The sequence below is a fragment of the Bradyrhizobium sp. LCT2 genome, from assembly GCF_009931255.1.
GTDB classification, from domain to species: domain Bacteria; phylum Pseudomonadota; class Alphaproteobacteria; order Rhizobiales; family Xanthobacteraceae; genus Bradyrhizobium; species Bradyrhizobium diazoefficiens.
In genome coordinates, this window is record NZ_CP034432.1 from 7,603,897 (window position 1) to 7,627,476 (window position 23,580).

Genomic DNA, 23,580 nt, shown 5'->3' on the forward strand with positions numbered 1-23,580 from the left:
GTTCGAGACGCCCGCTTTGGCGGGCTCCTCACCATGAGGGTCTAATCTTTCGCCGCAGAACGTGACCTCATCCTGAGAGCCCGCCATAGGCGGGCGTCTCGAAGGATGGGCCGCGGGCACTAGAATTTTCGCATCGCAAAAGCGGCTCCTGCGATTGTATTTTTCCATGACGTTCCCATGTGAGTGGATCAGGTTTTCTCCTGAGATTCCTCACCATTGAAGCGAGCATCACATGTCCTTCTACGACGCCGTCGTCCCCGCCTATTTGCAGATGCTGAACAGCCTTACCGGCCTGCTCACGAAAGCCGAGGCGCATTGCGCGGCCAAGAAGGTCGACCCGAGCGTCCTGCTCGGCTCCCGCCTGTTTCCGGACATGCTGCCGCTGTCGAAGCAGATCCAGCTCGTCAGCGACTTCGCCGCCAAGGGCTGCGCGCGGCTGACCCATAGCGAGGTGCCCTCGACGCCCGACACGGAAAAGACGTTTGAGGAGCTGAAGCAGCGGCTGGCCAACACGATCGACTACGTCAAGTCGTTCAAGCCCGCGCAGTTCGAGGGCGCCGACACCAAGGACGTCACCTTCCCGGCCGGCCCCGACAAATCCATCACCATGAAGGGCCAGCAATTCCTCAGCGCGTTCTCGCTGCCGAACTTCTATTTCCACGCCACGACCGCGCACGGCATCCTGCGCCACAACGGCGTCGAGATCGGCAAGCGCGATTTCCTCGGCGCGAGCTGATTTGCGAAATCGCACGGCCGCGATAGCCGAAATCCGCTGTCGCGGCCAAGATTGCACATGAATTATGCTACGCGGGCGTTGCCGCGTAGCTCGCCTGCACTTTCCGTATGGCTCCTCCCTTGCGCTGATTGCCGCGATGCACAAGTGTTCCGGACCTCTCACCGCCTGGAAGCACTCCCATGAGCCGTTCGACCAAATTGTTTGAGACCTACAAGCTCGGCCCGATCACGCTGGCCAACCGCCTCGTCATGGCGCCGCTGACGCGCAACCGCGCCGATCCCGGCACGTTCGTCCCCGGCGCGCTCGCCGCCGACTATTACGGCCAGCGTGCGTCCGCGGGTCTCCTGATCACCGAAGCGAGCCAGGTTTCGCAGCAGGGCCAGGGCTACCAGGACACCCCCGGCATCTACTCCAAGGACCAGGTCGCCGGCTGGCGCAAGGTCACCGACAAGGTCCATGAGCGCGGCGGCAAGATCTTCATCCAGCTCTGGCATGTCGGCCGCATCTCGCATGTCGCGCTGCAGGCGAATGGCGCAGCGCCGGTTGCGCCGAGCGCGATCCGCGCCAAGGGCAAGACCTTCGTCAACGGCACCTTTGCCGACGTCTCCGAGCCGCGCGCGCTCGAGCTCTCCGAAATTCCGGGGATCATCGACGACTTCAAGCGCGCCACGAAGAATGCGCTGGAGGCCGGCTTCGACGGCGTCGAGATTCACGGCGCCAACGGCTACCTGCTCGACCAGTTCGCCAAGGACGGCGCCAACAAGCGCACCGACGCTTACGGCGGCTCCATCGAGAACCGCGCGCGGCTGATGCTCGAGGTCTCCAGGGCGGTTGCCGCCGAGGCCGGCACTGAGCGCACCGGCATCCGCATCTCGCCGGTGACGCCCGCCAACGACGTCTCCGACAGCAATCCGCAAGCCTTGTTCGATCACATCGTCGACGGCCTCAGCGCGCTGAAGCTGGTCTATCTCCACGTCGTCGAGGGCGCCACCGGCGGGCCGCGCGACTTCGCACCGTTCGACTATGCGTCCTTGCGCAAGCGCTTCTCCGGCGCCTACGTCGCCAACAACGGCTACGACTTCGATCTGGCGACCAAGGTGCTGGACGCGAACGCGGCCGATCTCATCGCCTTCGGCAAGCCGTTCATCTCCAACCCCGACCTTGTGGAGCGGCTGAAGCAGGGCGCGGCGCTGAACGACTGGGACAAGAACACGTTCTACGGCGGCAGCGCGAAGGGCTACACCGATTACCCGACGCTCGAAGCGGCGGAAGCGGCGCAGTAGAGGCTGCGCGCCTTCCACGCCATCATTGTGAGCGAAGCGACGACACGATCCAGACCGGCTCGGTGGAGATCGAGCTGGATCGGCGTCGCGTCCGCCGCGGGCCGCGGAAACGGCGTCACCGACCCTCGCGGTGGATACGCGCGATGAGAGTCGCCCGATTGGGCGTCTGTAGCTTCTCGAAAACATGGTCGAGGTGTGAGCGGACGGTCCAGTAGCTGATCCCCAGCTTCCGGGCGATGATGCCGTCCGTCAGGCCGTCGGCGACCAGACCGACGATCTGGTTCTCCCGATCCGTTAGTTGCGGCAGGCGGTGGCCTGCTGCCGTGCTGGTGCTGTGCACGTCCTTGGTCGCGCGCAGGAGGATCGGCTGCAGCAAGGTCAGCAGCGCCACTTCGCGAGATCCGACGGGGGCCCGGCCGGGAGCACGCCAGAAGCGAAAGTCGCCGACACTTGTGTCACCGTCGTAGAGGTGGAGATCGATACCATCCGTCGTCTGGTGGACGCGCAGGAATTCATTGAAATATCGCGTGCGCTCGAGCTCGGTTCGGTTGATGACCGAATAGATCGGGGTCGGCCCGCGACGGGAGCGCAGCCGTGGCGAAATCGGATCGCAACGCTGAAACTCCTCGACATAGGCGCGCGCCATCTCCACTCCGCGTCCGGAGCATGCCGGATTCTCGTAGCGGCCGGTTCGCTGATTCCACCGCGTCGTCCCAATGAAATCCATCGCCAGCAGGCGCTTTAAATCCGCAGCGATATCCGGCATGGCCAAAAGCCAATCGGGTCGCAGGGGCTGCAGAAGCCCTTCGCCGACGCGTTTCAGCAGCGTCACTTCGCGCGCAGAAAGTGAAATCGCCATCACCACCCCATGCCATCATCGTGAAGCCGGGCATCCCTGAAAACTGGGATAGGCGACCGATACCTTGGAACATAGGGTTCAACCCGTCAAGCACGGGCAATTTCGCGAACATCCGCGTGCCTGACGGGTGCGCCTTGCACGTGGGGTCGCATGCAGAGCGTACGCCTCTGCTGCGCAGGCCCCCGATGAGACGCGCGCTCTTCAAGAGCGAAGCGCCGGAGATGTGAACGGCGAAGTCTGTTGCAGCCGGGTCGAAGGGAAAATCTCATGACGAGTTCTAGGCAGTTTGCTTTCGGCCGGTCCGGCCATTTGAACGACGATGACGTACGATGGGACGACGATGGCGCCGGATGGGGAGGCGAAAGTCACCGGTTCGATTTCCGTGGCCACGAAGACCACCATGCCATTCACAAGGACCTGGTTCTGTCGGTCGCTCCGACGGCGACGTCCGGCGATTTCAACATGCACGCAGTGCTGGATTCGCCCGGGTCGACCGAGGGCCGGCCCCTGATGATCCTGCTGCCCGGCTTCTCGTATGACCACACCTATTGGGATCCCCCGGTCGGCAACGGAAAATATTCGTTCGTCGATGCGGCCAATGACGCCGGGTACGCGACCTTGAATCTCGATCGGCTGGGGACGGGAACGAGCGACAAACCGCCGGCCGATTTGACAACGATCCAGGATCAGGCCGACGAGCTGCATCAGATCATTCAGTCCATCAAGAGTGGCGCCCTGAGCAGCTACGGGTTCTCCAAGATTGTCCTGGTCGGTCACTCCCTGGGTTCAGGCATCGCGCAAACCGAGGCCGGCACATACCACGATGCCGACGCGCTCGTGCTCACGGGCTTTCGGCACGAGGTCAACCCGGCAGGCGCCGGCGAGTTCGCCAACGCCATTCACCCGGCCGCCGACGGGTACCTGACCTTCGACGATCGAAGCTTCCTGTTTGACAGCAACAACACCTCGCCCAAGATCCTTGCCTGGGATGCCTCGCATATCGGCACGGGCACGGCCGCCGAACTGAACTTCGCATTTGCGCTCGATCCGGCGCGCTCGGTGGGAATCACAGCGCCGGTGCTCGAAGTCGTCGGCGATCACGACCTGCTGTTTCAGACCGATCCCTCAACCTTTGCGGCAGAACGCGCCTTCTATCCCAACTCGTCCGACTTCGAACAACTCGTGGTCAAGAATGCCGGGCACGACGTCACGCTGTCGCAGAATGCGCACCAGACCTTCGCGCAGATCATCGACTTCGTGGAGAAGGTGGCGCCGGTCAATCACCATCACGATTTCCTGGTGTGATCGCCGGTCCGACGGCGCCAATCCTGACACGTAGGCAGGCTCTTCCGTCCAGCGCGTCGGTGCGCGCGCAAAGAAAAAGGCCGGGATTGCTCCCGGCCTTTGGTCGTCGTGATGAGGCGTACCTTACTGCAGCGAGGCGCGCTTGGGCGGGGTGGCCGGCCACGACTTGATCAGCGTGTCGTAGTCGACCGTCTCGCCCTTCGGCTTCTCGTTGGCGAGCTTGCGCTGCGGAGCGATGGTGCCGTCCTTCTGGGCCTTGGCGAACCAGTATTCGGCCGACTCCTTCTTGTGCAGCTTCGGACCGCAGGCGCCCTGCACGCCGGACTTCTCCAGGCGCTCCATGACGGAGTCCTGGGCAGCGGCCAGCGCGTCCATTGCGGCTTGCGGCGTCTTCGCACCGGACGACGCATCGCCGATGTTCTGCCACCACAGCTGCGCCAGCTTCGGATAGTCGGGCACGTTGTTGCCGGTCGGGGTCCACTGCACGCGCGCCGGCGAGCGGTAGAACTCGATCAGGCCGCCGAGCTTCGGCGCACGCTCGGTGAACGACTTGTCCCAGATGTCGGATTCACGGATGAAGGTGAGACCGACATGGCTCTTCTTCAGCGACACCGTCTTGGAGACGATGAACTGGAGATACAGCCAGGCCGCCTTGCGGCGATCCGCCGGGGTCGACTTCAGAAGCGTGAGCGAGCCCGCGTCCTGATAGCCGAGCTTCATGCCTTCCTTCCAGTACGAACCGTGCGGCGACGGAGCCATACGCCACTTCGGCGTACCGTCCGCGTTCATCACGGCGATGCCCGGCTTCACCATGTCGGCGGTGAAGGCGGTGTACCAGAACATCTGCTGGGCGATGTTGCCCTGCGCCGGCACCGGACCCGACTCGGAGAAGGTCATGCCCTGGGCCTGCGGCGGCGCGTACTTCTTCATCCACTCGAGGTACTTCGTGATCGAGTAGACCGCGGCCGGACCGTTGGTGTCGCCACCACGCTCGACCGAGGAGCCGACCGGACGGCAACCTTCCATGCGGATGCCCCACTCGTCGACCGGCAGACCGTTCGGAATGCCCTTGTCGCCGTTGCCGGCCATCGACAGCCAGGCGTCGGTGAAACGCCAGCCGAGCGACGGGTCCTTCTTGCCATAGTCCATATGGCCGTAGACCTTGACGCCGTTGATCTCCTTGATGTCGTTGGTGAAGAACTCGGCGATGTCCTCATAGGCCGACCAGTTCACGGGCACGCCGAGCTCGTAGCCATACTTGGCCTTGAACTTGGCCTTGTAGTCGGGGTTGGTGAACCAGTCGTAGCGGAACCAGTAGAGGTTCGCGAACTGCTGGTCGGGCAGCTGGTAGAGCTTGCCGTCCGGCGCCGTGCCGAACGACTTGCCGATGAAGTCGTTGACGTCGAGCATGGGGTCGGTGACGTCCTTGCCCTCACCGGTCATGTAGTCCGACAGCGCGATGGTCTGGCCGTAGCGGAAGTGCGTGCCGATCAGGTCGGAATCGTTGATCCAGCCGTCATAGACGTTCTTGCCGGACTGCATCTGGGTCTGCAGCTTCTCGACGACGTCACCTTCCTGGATGATGTCGTGCTTGAGCTTGATACCCGTCAGCTCGGAGAACGCCTTGGCGAGCGTCTGCGACTCGTATTCGTGGGTCGCAATGGTTTCGGAGACGACGTTGATCTCCATGCCCTTGAAGGGCTCGGCGGCCTTGGCGAACCACTCCAGCTCCTTCTTCTGGTCGTCCTTCGACAGCGTCGAGGGCTGGAATTCCGCAATCCACTTCTGGATCGCGGCGTCGTCGGCAGCACGAACCGGCGTCGAGACGGTGAACGACACCGCCAGAAGCGCAGCAGTGCTGGACATGGTCAGAAAACTGCTCTTGGTCAATGGACCTTTCCTTCTCCTAAACTGTCGCATGTTGTTCCTCCGTTGCAGCGACAAAATTTTATACAGGCCCGGGTTGCCCCCGGATCTGGCCGTCCCTTCGCGAGCTTCAGACCGTGCGGAAAATGAGCACGGCCGTGGCCAGCGAAATTCCACTTGCGAGCCACAGGCTCGAAATCTCAAAACCATCCTCGCCGATCGGCAGCGTCGCGAGCGCGTCGGTGCCGACGAGGCCGATCCACACGAGATGGATGACGGCGGCCGCAATCAGCGAGATGAACAGGCGGTCGCCGCGCGTGGTCGGAATACTGAGCACGCCGACGCGCTCGGCCTCGGGATAGACCGCGGCGAGGTACGTCATGACCGCGAGGGTGCAGGCGAGCGCCGCGAAGAAGATCGCGGTCGGCAGCGTCCAGGCCATCCATGCAATAGATTCCATCGATGCCTCCCTACACCCGGCCGAGCGCGAAGCCGCGCGCGATGTAATTGCGGACGAACCAGATCACCAGCGCGCCCGGAATGATGGTGAGCACACCGGCCGCGGCCAGCAGGCCCCAGTCCATGCCCGCGGCCGACACCGTGCGCGTCATGATCGCCGCGATCGGCTTGGTCTGCACCGAGGTCAGCGTGCGCGCGAGCAAGAGCTCGACCCAGGAGAACATGAAGCAGAAGAAGGCGGCGACACCGATGCCGCTGGCGATCAGCGGCACCAGGATCTTGATGAAGAAGCGCGGGAAGGAATAGCCGTCGAGGAACGCGGTCTCGTCGATCTCGCGCGGCACGCCGGAGACGAAACCTTCCAGGATCCACACCGCCAGCGGAACGTTGAAGATGCAGTGCGCGAGCGCAACGGCCCAGGGCGTATCGAACAGCCCGATCGCCGAATAGAGGTTGAAGAACGGCAGCGCATAGACCGCGGCCGGCGCCATCCGGTTCGACAGCAGCCAGAAGAACAGGTGCTTGTCGCCGAGGAAACGGTAGCGCGAGAAGGCGTAGGCCGCCGGCAGCGCCACCGAGATCGAGATGATGGTGTTGAGGACGACGTATTCCAGCGAATTGATGTAGCCGGAGTACCAGCTCTCGTCGGTGAAGATGCGCCTGTAGTGCTGGAGCGTCGGGGCGTGCGGCCACAGCGTCATCGTCGAGACGATCTCGCTGTTGGTCTTGAAGCTCATGTTGACGAGCCAGTAGATCGGCAGCAGCAGGAAGACCAGGAACAGCCCCATGATGAGGCGGCGGCCGGGAATCGAATGCATCAGGCCACTCCTTCCTTCGGCTTGAGCGCGGGCGCAGGCTGGAGCACACCTGCGGGTTTCGGCTCCGCCGCCGGCTCCTTCTCCGCCTGTGCCTTACGCTCGACGCCTGCATTGGTCATGACGGTGTAGAAGATCCAGCAGACGATCAGGATGATCAGATTGTAGACCAGCGACAGCGCGGCGGCCTTGCCGAGGTCGAACTGGCCGAGCGCGATCTTGACAAGCTCGATCGAGACGAAGGTGGTCGAGTTGCCGGGTCCGCCGCCGGTGACGACGAACGGCTCGGTGTAGATCATGAAGCTGTCCATGAAGCGGAGCAGCACCGCGATCAAGAGCACGCGGTTCATCTTCGGCAGCTGGATCGCCTTGAACACGGCCCAGCGCGAGGCGCCGTCGATTTGCGCCGCCTGGTAATAGGCGTCCGGGATCGACTTCAGGCCGGCGTAGCAGAGCAGCGCGACCAGGCTGGTCCAGTGCCAGACGTCCATCACGATGACCGTGACCCAGGCGTCGACTGCGTCGGACACGTAGTTGTAGTCGAGGCCCATCGCATTGAGCGTATAGCCGAGCAGGCCGATGTCGGGTCGACCGAAGATCTGCCAGATGGTGCCGACGACGTTCCAGGGAATCAGCAGCGGCAGCGCGAGGATGACGAGGCAGGCCGCGACGGTCCAGCCGTCGCGCGGCATCGACAGCGCAACGACGATGCCGAGCGGCACCTCGATGGCGAGGATCACCAGCGAGAAGAACAGATTGCGGCCGAGCGACGCGAGGAAGCGGCCGCCGAGATCGGTCGAGGGATCGAGCAGCTCCTTGAACCAGCCGACGCCGTTCCAGAAGAACTGGTTGTTGCCGAACGTGTCCTGCATCGAATAGTTCACCACCGTCATCAGCGGCAGCACCGCCGAGAAGGCGACGACCAGGAACACCGGCAGCACCAGGAACCAGGCTTTTTGGTTGATGGTCTTGTCCATCAGGCGGCTCCTTCCACCAGAAGGCTGTCGGCATAGACGTGGACATGCGACGGATCGAACTTCAGCCCGGCGGTGCCGTCCGCGCTGGTGAAGCCCGCCGGCGCGCGCGCCGCGATCTTGGCCTCGCCGATGCGGACGCGCGCGAAGCGGATGCGGCCGAGGTCGTCGATGCGTTCGACCTTTGCGGTGAGCAGGCCAGGTGCCGGCGCGACGGCGTCGACGAACTCCGGACGCACGCCGATCTCGATCTTCGCGCCCGCGGGCAGATTGTCGTAGCTGCGGCCCAGCGCGATGACATTCCCGCCGATGCGCGCCTCGCGGCCCCTCACCTCGGCCGGCAGGATGTTCATGCCGGGCGAGCCGATGAAATAGCCGACGAAAGTGTGCGCCGGCTTGTCGAACAGCTCGGCCGGCGTGCCGCTCTGCACCACGCGGCCGTCATGCATGACGACGACGGTATCGGCGAAGGTGAGCGCCTCGGTCTGGTCGTGGGTGACGTAGATCATCGTCAGGTCGAGCTCGCGATGCAGCGCCTTCAGCTTGGACCGGAGCTGCCATTTCAGCTCGGGGTCGATCACTGTCAGCGGCTCGTCGAACAGCACCGCGGCAACGTCGTTGCGCACGAGGCCGCGGCCGAGCGATATCTTCTGCTTGGCGTCGGCGGTCAGGCGCGTGGCCTTGCGGTTCAAATAGGGCTCGAGGTCGAGCAGGCGGCCGATCTCGGCGACGCGCCTGTCGATCTCGGCTTTCGGCACGCCGCGGTTCTTCAGCGGAAACGCCAGGTTCTCCCCCACCGTCATGGTGTCGTAGATCACCGGAAACTGGAACACCTGGGCGATGTTGCGCTTCTGGGTTGACAGCGGTGTGATGTCCACCCCGTCGAACAGGATTTTCCCCCGCGACGGCGTGATGATGCCGGAGATGACGTTGAGCAGCGTGGTCTTGCCGCAGCCGGACGGCCCAAGCAGCGCATAGGCGCCGCCCTGCCGCCAGGTCATGGTCACCGGCTTCAGCGCAAAGCTTTCCTGCGGCGCAGCGTTGCCGCCGTAGGAGTGGGCGAGATCGACGAGGTCAATGCGGGCCATGGCGCATCCCCCTCACTGGCTTGGAGCTGCGACGAGGCGATCAGCCGCGTCGAATACGAAGACATCATTGGGATCGAGCACGGCATCGATGGTCTGGCCGGGCTCGAACTCGTGCACGCCGTGCAGCACCGCCACCCAGTTCGATCCGTCGCGGGTCAGATGCACGAAACTCTCCGAACCGGTGATCTCGGTCACCGTGACAGTGGCGTGGAAGGCATGGCGGTCGGTCTCACCATTGGCGAGCGCAAGCTGATGCGCGCGAAAACCGACGCGATAGGCGCCGTCGGCGAGAGCGGAATAGAGGCCGGACGCCGGCGCGGCGATACCTCCCGCATATTGCACCGAACCGTTCTTCTTCTCGATGCCGACGAGGTTGAGCGGCGGGTCGGAGAATACCTGGGCAACCCGCAGCGTCTGCGGACGGCGATAGACGTTGGGCGTCTCGCCGATCTGAAGCGCCTGGCCCTCCCACATGCACACCGTGTTGCCGCCGAGTAGCAGCGCCTCGGTCGGCTCGGTGGTGGCATAGACGAAGATCGCGCCCGAGGCCTCGAAGATGCGCGGCAGCTCGGCGCGCAGCTCCTCGCGCAGCTTGTAATCGAGATTGGCGAGCGGCTCGTCGAGCAGCACGAGATCGGCGCCCTTGACCAGCGCACGCGCCATCGCAGTGCGTTGCTGCTGGCCGCCGGAGAGCTGGAGCGGCGTGCGCTTCAGGAACGGCTCGAGCCTGAGCAGCTTTGCGGCTTCCGCCACGCGCGCCTCGATCTCCTCGCGCGGCTTGCCCTGCACGCGCAAGGGCGAAGCGATGTTCTCATAGACCGTGAACGAGGGGTAATTGATGAATTGCTGATAGACCATGGCAACCGAACGCTGGCGCACATCGACGCCGGTGACGTCCTTGCCGTTGACCAGCACCTTGCCCGTGGTCGGCTTGTCGAGGCCGGCGAGCAACCGCATGATCGAGGTCTTGCCCGACAGCGTCGGCCCGAGCAGGACGTTGAGCGTGCCGCTCTCGAGCGTCAGCGAGACGTCGCGGATGTGCGCGACACCATCGACGGTCCGGGTCACGTGATCGAGCGTGACGGTCATGAGCGTCCTCCCGCTTCCAGCAGGGGACTTTGCGGCACGGCGTGGGTCCTGATCCAGTCGTCAAGCGCCTCGATCTCGTCGGCAGATAGTCGCAGGCCGAGCTTGGAACGGCGCCAGACGATGTCCTCGGCGGTAACGGCCCATTCGTTGGCCATGAGGTAGCGGACCTCGCGCTCGGTGAGCGTCGCGCCGAAGGCCTGGCCGAGGTCGGCGGCCGATTTCGCATCGCCAAGCAGCTTGATGGCACGGGTGCCATAGGCGCGCGCGAGGCGGCGCGCATGCGCATGGCCGAGGAAGGGATAGCCGCGCTGGAGCTCGGCGATCAGCCCGTCGATGTCGGACACATCCATGTCGCCGCCGGGCAGCGGCCATTTGCCGGTCCAGCCCTCGCGCGCTTTCGCGCTGCGAAGATAGGGCGAAAGCCGCTCCAGCGCCTCTTCGGCGAGGCGGCGGTAGGTCGTGATCTTGCCGCCATAGATCGAGAGCAGCGGCGAGCCGCCGGGCGTGTCGAGCTCGAACACGTAGTCGCGCGTTGCGGCCTTGGCTTCGCTGGCGCCATCGTCATAGAGCGGCCGCACGCCGGAATAGGTCCAGACCACGTCCTCTGAAGTCACCGGCTTCGCCAGATATTCGCTCGCGGCGGCGCAGAGATACTGGATCTCCTCCGGCGTCGCCTTCACCTTGGCGGGATCGCCGTCATAGTCGCGGTCGGTGGTTCCGATCAGCGTGAAATCGTCCTGGTACGGGATCACGAAGATGATGCGGCCGTCGGCATTCTGGAACATGTAGGCACGGTCGTGGTCGTAGAGCTTCTTGACCACGATATGCGAGCCCTGCACCAGGCGCACCTTGGCTTTCGCGTTGACGCCGGCACCGCGGCCGAGCACGTCCTCGACCCAGGGGCCGCCGGCATTGACCAGCGCCCGGGCCTGGACCTGCGAGCGCGCACCGGTCAGCGTGTTGACCATGCTGACCGTCCAGACGCCGTCGGCCTGGCGGATCTCGGTGGCACGGGTGCGGGTGCGGATCTCGGCGCCCTTGTCGGCGGCATCGCGCGCGTTGAGCACGACGAGGCGGGCGTCATCGACGAAGCAGTCGGAATATTCGAAGGCGCGGCTGTAGCGATTCGGGATCAGCGGGCGGCCGACCTCGTCGCGCCTGAGATCGACCGAGCGGGTCGCCGGCAGCAGATGGCGGCCGCCGATGTGGTCATAGAGGAAGAGGCCGAGCCGCAGCAGCCAGGCCGGGCGCAGCCCTGCGTGATGCGGCAAAACGAAACGCAAGGGGCGGATGATGTGGGGCGCGATGCCCCAGAGGATCTCGCGTTCGATCAGCGCCTCGCGGACCAGGCGAAACTCGTAATATTCGAGATAGCGCAGGCCACCATGCACCAGCTTGGTCGACCAGGACGACGTCCCGCTCGCCAGATCGTTCATTTCGCACAGGAAAACCGTGTTGCCGCGGCCCACCGCGTCGCGCGCGATGCCACAGCCGTTAACACCGCCTCCAATAATGGCGAGGTCGAAAATACGCTCCAACAGACGCATCCCCCGGGCGACTCGCTCGTTCCTTCGAGCGACTACTTTCGTTTTTGATTAGATCACACCGAAAAGCGAAAGCAAGATGAAAGAGAGGCGAAGGGAAGTGAAAGCGGAACTTTTTGGTGGGCAATCGGACGAGGAAATGAGCAACTTAGACGGCAATTCGAGAAGCAATAGCGCACTTGAAGGTCAGCCACGATAGATTATAGTCATAATAGTCATATTGGTTCTTGCTCACATGGCCGACCACAACACTGCACCCGACACGCTTCCGACTGATGACACGTGGACGCTTGCCAACGCCAAGGCACGACTGTCCGAGGTGATCGACCGTGCCCAGACCGGCCCCCAGATCATCACCCGTCACGGCAAGCCGAACGCCGTGGTCGTTTCCGCCGAGGAATGGGCCCGCAAGACCGCACGCAAAGGCACGCTGGCCGAATTCCTGCTGGCCTCTCCGCTGCGCGGCGCCGACCTCGCACTTGATCGCACGCACGATGCGCCGCGCGACGAGATGCCGTGAACCTGCTGCTCGACACCAACATACTGTCGGAAGTTCAGCGGCCAGCCCCCTCGCCGAATGTCTTGGCTTGGCTTGACACGATCGATGAAGATCGTGCGTTCATCAGCGTCGCATCGATCGCCGAGCTTCGCCGCGGCATCGCATTGCTGGAGGATGGCCGCCGGCGCTCGGCACTGGCCGCTTGGCTTGCCGATGATCTGCCGACGCGGTTTGGCGAACGTGTCCTGCCGATCGACCAGGCGGTGGTCGAGCGCTGGGGCGACCTGATGGCTCAGAGCCGCCGCAGCGGCGTTGCTCTGTCCGTCATGGATGGCTTCTTTGCCGCGACCGCGCTTGCAAACGATCTCACGCTCGCCACGCGCAATGTGAAGGATTTTGCTGCATTCGGCGTCCCCCTGCTCAATCCGTGGGACGACCCATAGTCCTATCTTAACCGCACCACCGGCGCCGCTTCGGGTGCAGCTTCCTGAGCATCGGCCTGCACATCATCGATGTCCGCCCCTTTCGGCATCGCCTCCACCACTTCGATGCCCTTGCTGTGGCAGATGGTGGCGAGGCGTTCGGGAAGCTCCTGGTCGGTGACGAAGGTCTGGATCTGGGTCATGTGGGCGATGCGCACCGGCGCGCTGCGGCGGAGTTTTGTGGAATCGGCGACCAGCATGACACTGCGGGCATTGGCGATGATGGCCTGCGCGACCTGCACCTCGCGATAGTCGAAATCCAGCAGCGCGCCCTCCTCGTCGATCGCGGAGGCGCCGATGATGGCGTAGTCGACCTTGAACTGGCCGATCAGCTGCGTCGCGGTCGAGCCGACCACCGCACCGTCGGCGCGCCGCACCGTGCCGCCGGCAACCACCACCTCGATGCGGGGATGGCGGTAGAGCAGCATCGCGACGTTGAGGTTGTTGGTGATGACGAGGAGATCCTCATGCGAGGTCAGCGCGCTCGCGACCTCCTCCGTCGTGGTGCCGATGTTGATGAAGAGCGAGCATCCGTTCGGGATGAGCGATGCGGCCGCAGCCCCGATCGCCTTCTTCTCCTCGGCGGCAACGAAGCGGCGCGCCTCATAGGCGAGGTTTTCCACGCCCGAGGCGATGATGGCGCCGCCATGGATGCGGGTCAGCGAACGCCGTTCGCAGAGGTCGTTGAGATCCTTGCGGATGGTCTGCGCCGAGACCTCGAACCGGCGCGCGAGCTCCTCGACCATGACGCGGCCGGAGGCGCGCGCGATGTTGAGGATTTCGGCTTGGCGATGGGTCAATCCGGTCACGGCAATGGCCTCAAATCAGGAAGGTGCATGGTGCGGCGGTTCGCGCCATCGGTCAATGCGCCCGCCGATCACGGTTAACGGATGAGGCCTCTCACCACGCCATCGCGGCAGCCAGAGGCGCGAGCAGGGCCGGATCGTCGAAGGCGCCGGCGGAGGCGACCGCGCCGGCGGCAACCAGGTCGGCATGGCTGAGGCTGGTCCGGATGCCGATGGTCGGAATGCCGGCCGCGGTGGCCGATTGCACGCCGGTGCGGGAGTCCTCGAATGCGACCGAGGTTTCCGGCCTCGCGCCGACGAAGCGCAAGCCTTCCTGATAGGGCAGCGGATGCGGCTTGCCGTGCGGCAGCTCGTCGCCGATCACGAGCGCCTTGAAACGGTCCGTGATGCCGAGGCCGGAGAGCAGCAGTTCGGCGTTGAGACGCGGCGCGTTGGTCACGGCAACCATGGGAATGCCGGCCGCGTCCGCCCGGTCGAGCAGCGCCATCAGACCCGGCAGCGGCTCGATCTGCCCGGCGACGAGCGCGCGGAAGACTTCCTCCTTTTCATCGAGGATCGAGGCGCGCCGTTCCGGCGCCTCGTCGGGCAGAAAGCGCTCACCGATCGATACATTGGCGAACCCTTGCAGCTCCCTCGAGAACCGCGCGTGATCGAAGACATGGCCGCGAGGGCCGAGCACCTCGTTGAAAGCCTTCAAGTGCAGCGGGTCGGTATTGGCAAGCGTACCGTCGATGTCGAACAGCAATGCCCTGCCCGTCGCATTGTCCCTGGCCTCGATCATTTCCGTACTTTCCCAAATGCACGACGCATCTATGCGCGACACGTATCAATATGGCTGCGATCACGCAATGACGCATGCGCATGACGACGACGTGACCACTCGACAAAGCCGCGCGCGGCTGTAACACTCTCATCAAGAGCAAAAAGGAGGAAACGATGACGATCAACCGACGCGATCTGGCTCTCTCGACCCTTGCCGTTCCAGCTCTTGCCATCTCTGCGCTCGCCCTTACGACACCGGCGCTGGCCGCGGCGGCGGACGAAGAAGCCGTGGCGAAGAAGGTCGAGGCCTTCCGCCTCGCCCAGATCGCGGCCGATCCGAAGGCGCTCGGCGCGCTGTGCTGGGACGATCTGAGCTACAGCCATTCCAGCGGCAAGGTGGAGGACAAGGCGACCTTCATCACCAACGCCACCGACGGCAAATCGAAATTCCTGTCGATCGAATACAAGGACCCGACCATCAAGGTCGTCGGCCCGGCCGCGATCGTGCGCTTCCACTGGGTCGCGGAACAGGAGATGGCGGCCGATGGGAAAAAAGTGCCGACCAACCTTCACATCCTGATGAACTGGCAGAAGCAGGGCGACGACTGGAAGCTGCTGTCACGCGCGGCGACGAAATTGTGATGTCGCTTCTTACCCTCTCCCCTTGCGGGAGGGGGTAAGGCGAAGTGCGCGGCAAAAGATTCCGGGTTCGCGCTACGCGCGCCCCGGAATGACAGGGGCTACGCCGCTTCTTTCACATCGCCGTTAACCAGCTTGCGCGCAGCGCGCTCGGCTTCGCGGGCGTTGCGGAAGAGCTGGCCTTCGAGGCGGTAGAAGCGGTCGGATGAGGCGAAGAAGCAATAGCCTCCTTGAGAGCGAACGACGATACCTGCGGTCTGTGAATTAACTTCGATGATGTAGCTGTCCGGCATGGCCCGTGGATTCCTCAAGTGCGGGCAAATAACGACACTTCTGCCCAAAGGTTCCTGGGCATTTGAGGCCGTTTCCACCCCGAATCGACACGCAATTGAGTACGCTGGGACCTCATCCGTTTTATGACTTGTTCTTGGCGAAGACGCGACGACCGCGGACGCAACGTCGCGCGGTGATGCGCCGCGGCGGCTACGTCGCGATCGGCGTATCGGTGGGGGTTATCGACTGCGGACGGCCGTGATCGTCGATCGAGACATAGGTGAAGTTGCCGTCGGTGACGAGGAACGGGTGCGCCTCCCTGCGGCGAAGCGCCCAGGCTTCGAGATGCACGGTGAGTGAGGTGCGCCCGACCCGCACGAGATTGGCGTAGACAGAGACGAGATCGCCGACATACACCGCTTTGCGAAAATTCATCGCCTCGATCGCAACCGTCACGGTGCGCGACTTCGCGATCTTCGAGGCGAACACGCCGCCGCCGACGTCCATCTGGCTGAGCAACCAGCCGCCGAAAATGTCGCCGTTGGCGTTGGTGTCGGCCGGCATCGCCAGCGTGCGAATGCAGAGATCGCCGCTCGGCTCGGTACCGGAGCTGATAGGGGTTTTGACGTGCGTGTCGGTCATATGGTTGATCTCCGCGGCTCTCGGCTCTGGATACAAAGCCGCGGCGCCTTGCGCAACATCGGCACGCGACAAGCTTGCGCTATCCAGCCGGCCGCGGCGTCCCGACGAAGATTCCGGTATCGTTGAGCTTGCGTTGCCACTCCGCATCGTCGGCCCGCGGCGTGCGCCCTGTCGTTGCCGTCACGAGCCGTTCCAGCCTGCTCCAAAGCCGGAGACGGTCGCACGGATAGTTGGCCCATCCATTGACGACACAATAGCGGACAGTGTGGTCGCGGTGGTGACGCAAATGATGCTCGGGTGAGCAGACCAGATGCAGCCTTTGCGCCATGCGCAGGAGCGGCGGGCGGACCCGCCAATGCGCAAGATTATGAAAGCTCATGCCAAACAGCATGCAAGTCGCGATCACGAACCAGACGATCATCAGCGCGTAAGTGAGCGCGGAAACCGGGAACAACGCCGTGATCGCGGCCGCAATGCCGACCACCACGGCGCTCGGTGCCGCACCGAGGGAAGCCTGGTCGAGGAATTCGTAGAGCAGGACGTGGCTCGGATGGGTGTGATGCTCTCGCGTCATCGCGATGCCGCGGCCGAGCACCCCCTCGTCGAGCCACGTGTCGACCGCCCAATGCACCAGCCCCGAAAAAAAATCAGCGAGGAAATAACCGATCAGGAGTGCCACGATCAGCCACGGCCAGCGCAATCCTGCCGCGTGGTAACATTCGACGAGATAAATTGCGCAGCACAGGATCACGACGGCATCAGCCGCACAGCACAGCCGCGTGATGATGATCTCGCGCAAGGTCGCATGCTTGAAGAACGGGATCGTCGGCATCGGCGATGCTCCTCCACGGGCTCCACTACCCATGATAGCACCTTTTGCCGACATCATCCCTATTTCAAATTGTCCCAGCCCGCGTCAGGCGCGAAACGTCCGCCGAATCGATCGGCAAGCTCGCGCAAAGTCGACACGACATTATCCACGCCGCGCGTGCGCGCATAGTTCAGCGGGCCGCCGCGGAACGGCGCATACCCCGTGCCGAAGATCATGGCGCCGTCAACCGCATCGGGATCCTCGACAATGCCCTCGCGCAGCGCCGCGACGCAGACGTTGGACATCGGCAGCACCAGGCGGTCGATCATCTGGTCGGTCACGCGCGGGCCGGTCTCGGGGAGCGGCACCTTCTCGGCCTTGCCGTCCTTCCAGGTGTAGAAGCCCCTGCCGGTCTTGCGGCCGAGCTCGCCTTTGGCGACCTTCTCGCGCAGCCAGGCCGGCGTCGGCGGCAGCAGATCGCCGAACTTGGTGCGCAGCATGTCGCCGACATCGAGGCAGATGTCGAGCCCGACCTGGTCGGCAAGCTCGATCGGTCCCATCGGCATGCCGAACTGCTCGGCCGCCGCGTCGATCAGGCGCTGGTCGGTCTTCTCGTCCAGCATCACCATCGCCTCCAGCATGTAGAGCGTCAGCGCGCGGTTGACGAGGAAGCCGGGCGAACTCTTCACGGCGAGCGGCAGGCGGTCGATCGCACCGACAAAGGCGAGCGCATCCTTCAGCACCTCCAGCTCGTTGCCGTCATGGCTGACGACCTCGACCAATTGCAGCCGCGACACCGGATTGAAAAAGTGCAGCCCGACCAGCCGCTCGGGCCGTGCCAGCGTGGTGCGCAGGTCCTGAAGCGGAATGCTCGAGGTGTTGGTCGCAAGAATCGCACCCGGCTTCATCTTCGGCTCGAGACCGGCATAGACTTTCTGCTTGAGCTCCAGCTTTTCCGGCACCGCCTCGATGACGAGATCGGCGTTGCGGACGCCCTCGCCGTCCATATCCGGAATCAGGCGATCGAGCGCGTCGCGCACCTCGGTGGGCTTGCGGATGATCTTGCCGTAAAGCTCGGCCGCGCGCTTCACCGCCCCTGCGATCGGTTCCGCCTTCATGTCGGCGAGCGAGACCCGCAGCCCCTGCCCCGCACACCATGCTGCGATGTCGCCGCCCATGGCGCCGGCGCCGATGACATGGACATGCTTCACCGCGTTGCCGGAGCCTGCCGCCTTCTTCATCTGCTCGCGCAGAAAGAACACGCGGATCAGATTCTGCGCGGTCGGCGTCACCATCAGCTTGGCGAACGACGCCTGCTCGGCCGCCAACATCGCGGCCTTGCTGCCGCCATGCGTTTCCCAGAGATCGATCAGCGCGTAAGGCGCCGGATAGTGCTCGCGCGGTGCGGCCTTCGCCGCCTCCGAGCGCATGCGCTTGGCCAGCAGTCCACGCACCGGCCCGAGATTGGCCGCCCGCGTCAGCAGGCCAGGCTTGGCCCGCTTCAGCCGGCCGAACAGCACGTCTTTCACGGCGCCACGGACGTGGCGCTCCTGCGTCACGGTGTCGACGAGGCCGAGCGATTTGGCGCGGCGTGCATCGATGGTGCGGCCGGTCAGCATCAAGGCCATCGACTGGGTCGGATTGACCAGCGCCGTGAAACGGGCAGTGCCGCCGAGACCGGGATGCAGGCCGAGCATCACCTCCGGGAAGCCGAAGCGCGCACCCTCGATGGCAATGCGCGACTGGCAGGCGAGCGCGACCTCGAGCCCGCCGCCGAGGCAGAAGCCGTGGATGACCGCGACCGTCGGCAGCCTCAAGGCCTCCAGATGGTCGACGACGGCATGCGCGGCGCGGATGCGCGTCTCCACCATCTCGGGATCGCTGGCACCGCGGAATTCGTTGACGTCGGCGCCGGCGATGAAGCCGGACGGTTTGGCCGAGCGGATCACGAGACCTGCGGGGCGTTCGGTCTCGATCGCGGCGAGCACCGCGTCGAACTCTTCCATCACGTCGGAGGAGAGCGTATTGGCGCTCGCATCGGCGCGATCGAACAGCAGCCAGGCGACACCGTCGGCATCGCGCGTGAGCTTGAAGTGCTTGTATGGACTGTCTGCCGCGGGCTGAGGCCCGAGCGTCAGCAGGCGGTCGCCGAGCGCGGTCATGATCCTGGAATCCATGGTCACACCGCCTCGATCAGCATGGCGCCGCCGAGCCCGCCGCCGATGCATTCGGTGGCAACGCCGCGCCGGGTGCCGAGCCGCTTCATCGCGTTGACCAGATGCAGCACGATGCGGTTGCCGGAGGTGCCGACGGGATGGCCGAGCGAGATCGCGCCGCCGTCGACATTGAGCTTGTCACGGTCGATCTCGCCGGCCGCGCCGTCGAGCCCCAAAATCTCGCGGCAGAACTTGTCGTCGTTCCAGGCGGCGAGGCAGCCGAGTACCTGAGTTGCGAAAGCTTCGTTCAGCTCCCAGGTCTCGACGTCCTTGATGGTGAGGTTGTTGCGCGCAAGCAGCGGCGTCGCCGACATCACGGGACCAAGCCCCATGATGCTGGGATCGAGCGCGGCCCAGTTGCTGTCGACGATGACGGCCTTCGGCGTCAGCTTGTGCTTTGCGACTGCCGCGTCGGATGCGAGGATCACCCAGGAGGCGCCATCGGTGATTTGCGAGGAATTGCCGGCGGTGACCTGGCCCCAGGGGCGCTCGAACACCGGCCTCAGCTTTGCGAGCGTCTCGGCCGTGGAGTCCGGACGCACGCCGTCGTCATGGTCGAAGAACTTGCCGTCGCGGGAAAAGGCGGTCTCGACCTCGCCCTTCAGAAAACCCGCGCCCTGCGCGTGCGCGAGCCGGCGATGGCTCTCGGCTGCGTAGGCGTCGGACTGTGCGCGCGTAATGCCGAAGAGATGGCCGACGACCTCGGCGGTCTGGCCCATGTTCAAGTCTGTGATGGGGTCGGTCAGGCCGCGCTCGAGGCCGATGATCGGCTTGAGATAGCGCGGCCGCAATTTGAAGGCGGCGGCGAGCTTTGCGGCCACGCCCTTCGCTGTGGCAAGACCGGCAAACCAGCGCACGCCGGAATTCGGCCACACCAGCGGCGCGTGGCTCAGCGCCTCGGTGCCGCCGGCCAGGATCATGTCGGCGTGGCCCTCGCGGATGTAGCGGTAGGCGGTGTCGATCGACTGCATGCCGGAGCCGCAATTGATCTGCACCGTGAAGGCGACCATGTCCTCGCCCATGCCGAGCCGAAGCGCCGCGACGCGAGCCGGGTTCATCTCGTCCGCGATCACGTTGACGCAGCCGAGGATGACCTGGTCGAAGCTTGTGGGCGAAAACGGCTGGCGCGCCAGGAGCGGCCGGCCGCATTGCACGGCGAGATCGACCGGCGTGAACGGCCCCGGCCCCGAGCGCGCCTTCAGGAACGGCGTCCGGCTGCCGTCGACGATGAATACCGGTCGTGCCATCAGCTCGCCGCCCTCTGTTCACCGAGTTCCTGGAAGAACTGATGCACATCTCCGGTTTTCTTGTAAATCGGCGACAGCGCCTCCGGCGCAAAATCGTCGACCTCGATCACCTTCGTGACTGCCTCGCGGGTTGCGGCGAGCTGCTCGCCCTCGGCCTGCGTGATCACGCCCTTGGCGACCGCCTCCTTCCAGTCGCTGATGTGCGCGGCGCGCATGCGCTTGGCGATCGCATCGGTGCCCGCGACCAGCTTGAAGGCGCGCTCCAGCCGGGCAAAGCCGCCGTCATCGTCGACATGAGCGAGGTCGGCCGTCAAGCGGTCACGTGCCGCCGACGGCTCCAGCACGAGGCTCGCGCATTGGTGCACGACCCGGTCGGACGGGCCGAGCACACGGGCGCCGAAAGGCTGGACCACGAGCTTGAGGAATCCCGCGACGAAGCGGTTCGGCAGATTGGCGAGAATTTCGGCGAGCCGATTTTCAATGGTCTTGAAGCCGGTCGCCATGCACCATTCCAGCGCGGCAAAGTCCTCCGTCTGCCGGCCCTCGTCCTGCCAGCGTTTCAGCGCGGCCGAGAGCAGATACAGCTCGGACAGAATGTCGCCGAAGCGCGCCGACAGCATCTCCTTGCGCTTGAGCGCACCACCGAGCGTGAGCAGCGCCATGTCGGCGCAGAGCGCAAACGCCGCCGAATAGCGCGAGAGCTGGCGATAGAATGGCGTGGCGTCGCCCGCTTCCGGCGCCGACGCGAACGCGCCGAAGGTCCAGCTCCGGCCGAAGGCACGAAAGAGTGTCTGAAAGCTGTGGCCGACATGCTTCCAGAACGCGGTATCGAATGCCGTCAAACCGCGTTCTCGATCTGTGTCGGCGAGCGCGTTCATCTGGTCGAGCAGATAGGGATGGGCGCGGATCGCGCCCTGCCCGAACACGATGAGATTGCGGGTGAGGATATTAGCGCCCTCGACCGTGATGCCGACCGGAACGGCGCGGTGGAGATTGCCGAGATAGTTTTGCGGACCATCGATCACGGCCTTGCCGCCGTGGATATCCATGGCGTCGTCGACGGCGGTGCGCATCCGCTCGGTCGCGTGCAGCTTCATGATGCCGGAGATGACGGCGGGATGGACGCCGGCATTGAGCGCCGCGCAGGTCAGCCGCCGTGCCGCGTCGAGCTGATAGGCGGTGGCGACGATACGCGCGAGCGGCTCCTCGACACCTTCGAACTTGGAGATGGAGATGCCGAACTGCTCGCGGATGCGGGCGTAGGCGCCGGTGGTGCGCGCGGCATAGGCAGCGCCCGCGGCCGACAGCGACGGCAGCGAGATGCCGCGGCCGGCGGCAAGCGCCGTCATCAGCATCTTCCAGCCCTGCCCGAGGCGCTCCTTGCCGCCGATGACGTAATCGAGCGGAATGAAGACGTCGCGGCCCCGGTTCGGGCCGTTCTGGAAGACCTGCATCGACGGCAGATGGCGGTGGCCGATCTCGACGCCGGGCAGATTGGTCGGGATCAACGCCACGGTAATGCCGAGCTCTTCCTGCTGGCCCACGAGGTGGTCGGGGTCATAGGCCTTGAAGGCGAGTCCGAGCAGCGTCGCGACGGGGCCGAGCGTGATGTAGCGCTTGTGCCAGTTGAGCCTGAGGCCCACGACCTCGCGGCCTTCGAAGGTGCCCTTGCAGATGACGCCGCTGTCCACCATCGAGGCGGCGTCGGAGCCGGCTTCCGGGCTGGTGAGGCCGAAGCAGGGAATGTCGCGGCCGTTGGCCAGCCGCGGCAGCCAGCGCGCCTGCTGCTCCTTGGTGCCGAAGCGCATCAGGAGCTCGCCGGGGCCGAGCGAGTTCGGCACCATCACCGTGACGGCGGCAGCGATCGAGCGGGTCGAGATCTTGCGCACGACTTCCGAATGGGCATAGGGCGAGAAGCCGAGGCCGCCGAACTCCTTCGGAATGATCATGCCGAAGAACTTTTCGCGCTTGACGAAATGCCAGACATCCGGCGGCAAATCGCGCCATTCCCAAAATATCTTCCACTCGTCGAGCATGGCGCAGAGCTCATCGACCGGGCCGTTGAGGAAGGCCTGCTCCTCGTCGGTCAGGGTCGCCTGCGGGACCTTCAGCAGCTTCGCCCAATCGGGGTTGCCGGTGAACAGATCGGCGTCCCACCAGACGTCGCCGGCCTCCAGCGCCTCGCGCTCGGTTTCGGACATCGCCGGCAGCACGCCGCGCGCCCAGGAGAAGACCGGTTTTGTGATGGTGTCGCGGCGGAAGCTCATGGCGGACCTCATGGATCAGCGCGGGTGACCGACATTTTAGCGGAAAGTGGCTGGCGGAGGTGAACACTTCCCCTGCGAAATTGACGCGGCCGGGCGGCCGCCCCAGGGGCCATAACGGCCAGGCGTGGGGGCAGTTCCGGGAGGGATGGAGAGCCGCTTTTGCCACCGTCATTCCGGGGCACGCGTAGCGTGAACCGGAATCCATAACCACGATCGGGAGTATGGATTCCGGGCTCGACGCTACGCGTCGCCCCGGAATGACGTGTGGAGAGAGCGGTGGCCGGACCTAATCCGGCCGGACCATCTCGAACATGTTTTCCGGCTTGATCTCGAAATAGTCGCCACGGCGGCCGGCGCGGACGATTGGGCGGGCGGCGGCGGTCTGGTAGACGCCGTCCTTGATCATGGCCTTGTCGATATGGACGGCGACGACCTCGCCCAGCGTCAGCCAGGCATCGGCCTCCCTGCCGTCGGCGCCCTTGAGGCGGACGATGTCGGACACCTTGCACTCGAAGGCGACCGGGCTCTCAGCCACGCGCGGCACGTTGACGAGCTTGCCGGGCAAGGCGGTGAGGCCGGCGACCTCGAACTCGTCGACCTCGGGGGCGACATGCGCGGCAGTCGCGTTCATGTGCCTGGCAAGATCCATGGTGGCGAGATTCCAGACGAACTCGCCGGTCTGCTTGATGTTCTCGACCGTGTCCTTCCAGTTGGTGGAGGAGAAGCCGATGATCGGCGGCACGTAAGCGAACGCGTTGAAGAAGCTGTAGGGCGCGAGGTTGACGTGGCCCCTGGTGTCGCGGGAGGAGATCCAGCCGATCGGCCGCGGCGCAATGATGGCGTTGAACGGATCGTGCTTGAGGCCGTGGCCCTTGGAGGGTTCGTAGAAGTAGAGGTCTTTGTCGGTCACGCGCTGCT

The 23,580-nt window shown here is 64.6% G+C and carries 23 protein-coding genes; 6 read left to right on the plus strand and 17 right to left on the minus strand.

What is annotated here, in order from left to right:
• The first annotated feature begins 232 nt into the window (after nucleotides 1-232).
• Together EI171_RS35995 and EI171_RS36000 are read left to right on the plus strand one after the other, a co-directional pair.
• On the plus strand, nucleotides 233-736 hold the full coding sequence (locus EI171_RS35995) for a DUF1993 family protein (RefSeq protein ID WP_161536114.1): 504 nt from the start codon (nucleotides 233-235) through the stop codon (nucleotides 734-736).
• 179 nt (nucleotides 737-915) lie between these two features.
• Complete coding sequence (locus tag EI171_RS36000; protein WP_161536115.1) at nucleotides 916-2,019, plus strand: alkene reductase; 1,104 nt, start codon at nucleotides 916-918, stop codon at nucleotides 2,017-2,019.
• 115 nt (nucleotides 2,020-2,134) lie between these two features.
• Here the strand turns inward: EI171_RS36000 and EI171_RS36005 are convergent, their stop codons facing one another.
• On the minus strand, nucleotides 2,135-2,878 hold the full coding sequence (locus EI171_RS36005; protein WP_028175053.1) for a helix-turn-helix transcriptional regulator: 744 nt from the start codon (nucleotides 2,876-2,878) through the stop codon (nucleotides 2,135-2,137).
• A 267-nt stretch (nucleotides 2,879-3,145) separates the two neighbouring features.
• Here EI171_RS36005 and EI171_RS36010 point away from each other — a divergent pair, with 267 nt between their 5' ends.
• Nucleotides 3,146-4,183, plus strand: coding sequence for an alpha/beta hydrolase (locus EI171_RS36010; protein WP_161536116.1), 1,038 nt, complete (start codon nucleotides 3,146-3,148; stop codon nucleotides 4,181-4,183).
• Nucleotides 4,184-4,306: 123 nt separating this feature from the next.
• Here the strand turns inward: EI171_RS36010 and EI171_RS36015 are convergent, their stop codons facing one another.
• From EI171_RS36015 to glpD, 7 genes are all read right to left on the minus strand, one after another.
• Nucleotides 4,307-6,049 (minus strand): ABC transporter substrate-binding protein, encoded by a 1,743-nt coding sequence (locus tag EI171_RS36015; protein ID WP_038967390.1) that lies wholly within the window; start codon nucleotides 6,047-6,049, stop codon nucleotides 4,307-4,309.
• Between the two features lie 130 nt (nucleotides 6,050-6,179).
• Entirely contained in the window at nucleotides 6,180-6,509 is a 330-nt protein-coding gene (locus EI171_RS36020) for a DUF2160 domain-containing protein (RefSeq protein WP_028175055.1), read from the minus strand.
• A 10-nt stretch (nucleotides 6,510-6,519) separates the two neighbouring features.
• Complete coding sequence (locus EI171_RS36025; RefSeq protein ID WP_011085227.1) at nucleotides 6,520-7,326, minus strand: carbohydrate ABC transporter permease; 807 nt, start codon at nucleotides 7,324-7,326, stop codon at nucleotides 6,520-6,522.
• Nucleotides 7,326-8,300, minus strand: a complete 975-nt coding sequence (locus tag EI171_RS36030) for a carbohydrate ABC transporter permease (RefSeq protein ID WP_161536117.1) — start codon at nucleotides 8,298-8,300, stop codon at nucleotides 7,326-7,328. Before EI171_RS36030 ends, EI171_RS36025 begins: the two co-directional genes overlap by 1 nt.
• Entirely contained in the window at nucleotides 8,300-9,385 is a 1,086-nt protein-coding gene (locus tag EI171_RS36035) for an ABC transporter ATP-binding protein (protein WP_161536118.1), read from the minus strand. The genes EI171_RS36030 and EI171_RS36035 overlap by 1 nt, the downstream gene beginning before the upstream one ends.
• Nucleotides 9,386-9,397: 12 nt before the next feature.
• Complete coding sequence (locus EI171_RS36040; protein ID WP_028175056.1) at nucleotides 9,398-10,474, minus strand: ABC transporter ATP-binding protein; 1,077 nt, start codon at nucleotides 10,472-10,474, stop codon at nucleotides 9,398-9,400.
• Nucleotides 10,471-12,021 carry a glycerol-3-phosphate dehydrogenase gene (glpD, locus tag EI171_RS36045; RefSeq protein WP_161536119.1) on the minus strand — a complete coding sequence of 517 codons (1,551 nt, stop codon included), beginning with the start codon at nucleotides 12,019-12,021 and terminating at the stop codon, nucleotides 10,471-10,473. The genes EI171_RS36040 and glpD overlap by 4 nt, the downstream gene beginning before the upstream one ends.
• 232 nt (nucleotides 12,022-12,253) lie before the next feature.
• Between glpD and EI171_RS36050 the strand changes: the two genes are divergently transcribed.
• Together EI171_RS36050 and EI171_RS36055 are read left to right on the plus strand one after the other, a co-directional pair.
• Nucleotides 12,254-12,538 (plus strand): type II toxin-antitoxin system Phd/YefM family antitoxin, encoded by a 285-nt coding sequence (locus EI171_RS36050; protein WP_161536120.1) that lies wholly within the window; start codon nucleotides 12,254-12,256, stop codon nucleotides 12,536-12,538.
• Nucleotides 12,535-12,960, plus strand: a complete 426-nt coding sequence (locus EI171_RS36055; protein ID WP_161536121.1) for a type II toxin-antitoxin system VapC family toxin — start codon at nucleotides 12,535-12,537, stop codon at nucleotides 12,958-12,960. Before EI171_RS36050 ends, EI171_RS36055 begins: the two co-directional genes overlap by 4 nt.
• Nucleotides 12,961-12,962: 2 nt before the next feature.
• Here the strand turns inward: EI171_RS36055 and EI171_RS36060 are convergent, their stop codons facing one another.
• Complete coding sequence (locus tag EI171_RS36060; protein WP_060910813.1) at nucleotides 12,963-13,808, minus strand: DeoR/GlpR family DNA-binding transcription regulator; 846 nt, start codon at nucleotides 13,806-13,808, stop codon at nucleotides 12,963-12,965.
• A 91-nt stretch (nucleotides 13,809-13,899) separates the two neighbouring features.
• Entirely contained in the window at nucleotides 13,900-14,586 is a 687-nt protein-coding gene (locus tag EI171_RS36065; protein ID WP_161536122.1) for an HAD family phosphatase, read from the minus strand.
• Nucleotides 14,587-14,741: 155 nt separating this feature from the next.
• Here EI171_RS36065 and EI171_RS36070 point away from each other — a divergent pair, with 155 nt between their 5' ends.
• Nucleotides 14,742-15,209, plus strand: a complete 468-nt coding sequence (locus EI171_RS36070; protein WP_011085218.1) for a nuclear transport factor 2 family protein — start codon at nucleotides 14,742-14,744, stop codon at nucleotides 15,207-15,209.
• Between the two features lie 98 nt (nucleotides 15,210-15,307).
• Here the strand turns inward: EI171_RS36070 and EI171_RS36075 are convergent, their stop codons facing one another.
• From EI171_RS36075 to EI171_RS36105, 7 genes are all read right to left on the minus strand, one after another.
• Entirely contained in the window at nucleotides 15,308-15,499 is a 192-nt protein-coding gene (locus EI171_RS36075; protein WP_028175062.1) for a hypothetical protein, read from the minus strand.
• Nucleotides 15,500-15,689: 190 nt separating this feature from the next.
• A complete protein-coding gene (locus tag EI171_RS36080) occupies nucleotides 15,690-16,121 on the minus strand; it encodes an acyl-CoA thioesterase (RefSeq protein WP_028175063.1) in 432 nt (143 codons plus the stop codon).
• Between the two features lie 79 nt (nucleotides 16,122-16,200).
• Nucleotides 16,201-16,953, minus strand: a complete 753-nt coding sequence (locus tag EI171_RS36085) for a fatty acid desaturase family protein (RefSeq protein ID WP_246740334.1) — start codon at nucleotides 16,951-16,953, stop codon at nucleotides 16,201-16,203.
• A gap of 59 nt (nucleotides 16,954-17,012) precedes the next feature.
• Nucleotides 17,013-19,109, minus strand: coding sequence for a 3-hydroxyacyl-CoA dehydrogenase NAD-binding domain-containing protein (locus EI171_RS36090; protein WP_161536124.1), 2,097 nt, complete (start codon nucleotides 19,107-19,109; stop codon nucleotides 17,013-17,015).
• Nucleotides 19,110-19,111: 2 nt separating this feature from the next.
• Entirely contained in the window at nucleotides 19,112-20,395 is a 1,284-nt protein-coding gene (locus tag EI171_RS36095; protein WP_011085214.1) for an acetyl-CoA C-acetyltransferase, read from the minus strand.
• On the minus strand, nucleotides 20,395-22,662 hold the full coding sequence (locus tag EI171_RS36100; RefSeq protein ID WP_161536125.1) for an acyl-CoA dehydrogenase: 2,268 nt from the start codon (nucleotides 22,660-22,662) through the stop codon (nucleotides 20,395-20,397). Before EI171_RS36100 ends, EI171_RS36095 begins: the two co-directional genes overlap by 1 nt.
• A gap of 286 nt (nucleotides 22,663-22,948) precedes the next feature.
• Complete coding sequence (locus EI171_RS36105; protein ID WP_161536126.1) at nucleotides 22,949-23,572, minus strand: flavin reductase family protein; 624 nt, start codon at nucleotides 23,570-23,572, stop codon at nucleotides 22,949-22,951.
• Nucleotides 23,573-23,580: the final 8 nt, after the last annotated feature.

Bases quoted from the DNA above. Each gene is read 5' to 3' on its own strand.
- EI171_RS36090 (WP_161536124.1), bottom strand. From the start codon at position 19,109: ATGGATTCCAGGATCATGACCGCGCTCGGCGACCGCCTGCTGACGCTC.
- EI171_RS36070 (WP_011085218.1), top strand. From the start codon at position 14,742: ATGACGATCAACCGACGCGATCTGGCTCTCTCGACCCTTGCCGTTCCA.
- EI171_RS36020 (WP_028175055.1), bottom strand. From the start codon at position 6,509: ATGGAATCTATTGCATGGATGGCCTGGACGCTGCCGACCGCGATCTTC.
- EI171_RS36095 (WP_011085214.1), bottom strand. From the start codon at position 20,395: ATGGCACGACCGGTATTCATCGTCGACGGCAGCCGGACGCCGTTCCTG.
- EI171_RS36010 (WP_161536116.1), top strand. From the start codon at position 3,146: ATGACGAGTTCTAGGCAGTTTGCTTTCGGCCGGTCCGGCCATTTGAAC.
- EI171_RS36085 (WP_246740334.1), bottom strand. From the start codon at position 16,953: ATGCCGACGATCCCGTTCTTCAAGCATGCGACCTTGCGCGAGATCATC.
- EI171_RS36025 (WP_011085227.1), bottom strand. From the start codon at position 7,326: ATGCATTCGATTCCCGGCCGCCGCCTCATCATGGGGCTGTTCCTGGTC.
- EI171_RS36050 (WP_161536120.1), top strand. From the start codon at position 12,254: ATGGCCGACCACAACACTGCACCCGACACGCTTCCGACTGATGACACG.
- EI171_RS36000 (WP_161536115.1), top strand. From the start codon at position 916: ATGAGCCGTTCGACCAAATTGTTTGAGACCTACAAGCTCGGCCCGATC.
- EI171_RS36015 (WP_038967390.1), bottom strand. From the start codon at position 6,049: ATGTCCAGCACTGCTGCGCTTCTGGCGGTGTCGTTCACCGTCTCGACG.
- EI171_RS36040 (WP_028175056.1), bottom strand. From the start codon at position 10,474: ATGACCGTCACGCTCGATCACGTGACCCGGACCGTCGATGGTGTCGCG.
- EI171_RS36100 (WP_161536125.1), bottom strand. From the start codon at position 22,662: ATGAGCTTCCGCCGCGACACCATCACAAAACCGGTCTTCTCCTGGGCG.
- EI171_RS36035 (WP_161536118.1), bottom strand. From the start codon at position 9,385: ATGGCCCGCATTGACCTCGTCGATCTCGCCCACTCCTACGGCGGCAAC.
- EI171_RS35995 (WP_161536114.1), top strand. From the start codon at position 233: ATGTCCTTCTACGACGCCGTCGTCCCCGCCTATTTGCAGATGCTGAAC.
- EI171_RS36075 (WP_028175062.1), bottom strand. From the start codon at position 15,499: ATGCCGGACAGCTACATCATCGAAGTTAATTCACAGACCGCAGGTATC.
- glpD (WP_161536119.1), bottom strand. From the start codon at position 12,021: ATGCGTCTGTTGGAGCGTATTTTCGACCTCGCCATTATTGGAGGCGGT.
- EI171_RS36030 (WP_161536117.1), bottom strand. From the start codon at position 8,300: ATGGACAAGACCATCAACCAAAAAGCCTGGTTCCTGGTGCTGCCGGTG.
- EI171_RS36005 (WP_028175053.1), bottom strand. From the start codon at position 2,878: ATGGCGATTTCACTTTCTGCGCGCGAAGTGACGCTGCTGAAACGCGTC.
- EI171_RS36080 (WP_028175063.1), bottom strand. From the start codon at position 16,121: ATGACCGACACGCACGTCAAAACCCCTATCAGCTCCGGTACCGAGCCG.
- EI171_RS36065 (WP_161536122.1), bottom strand. From the start codon at position 14,586: ATGATCGAGGCCAGGGACAATGCGACGGGCAGGGCATTGCTGTTCGAC.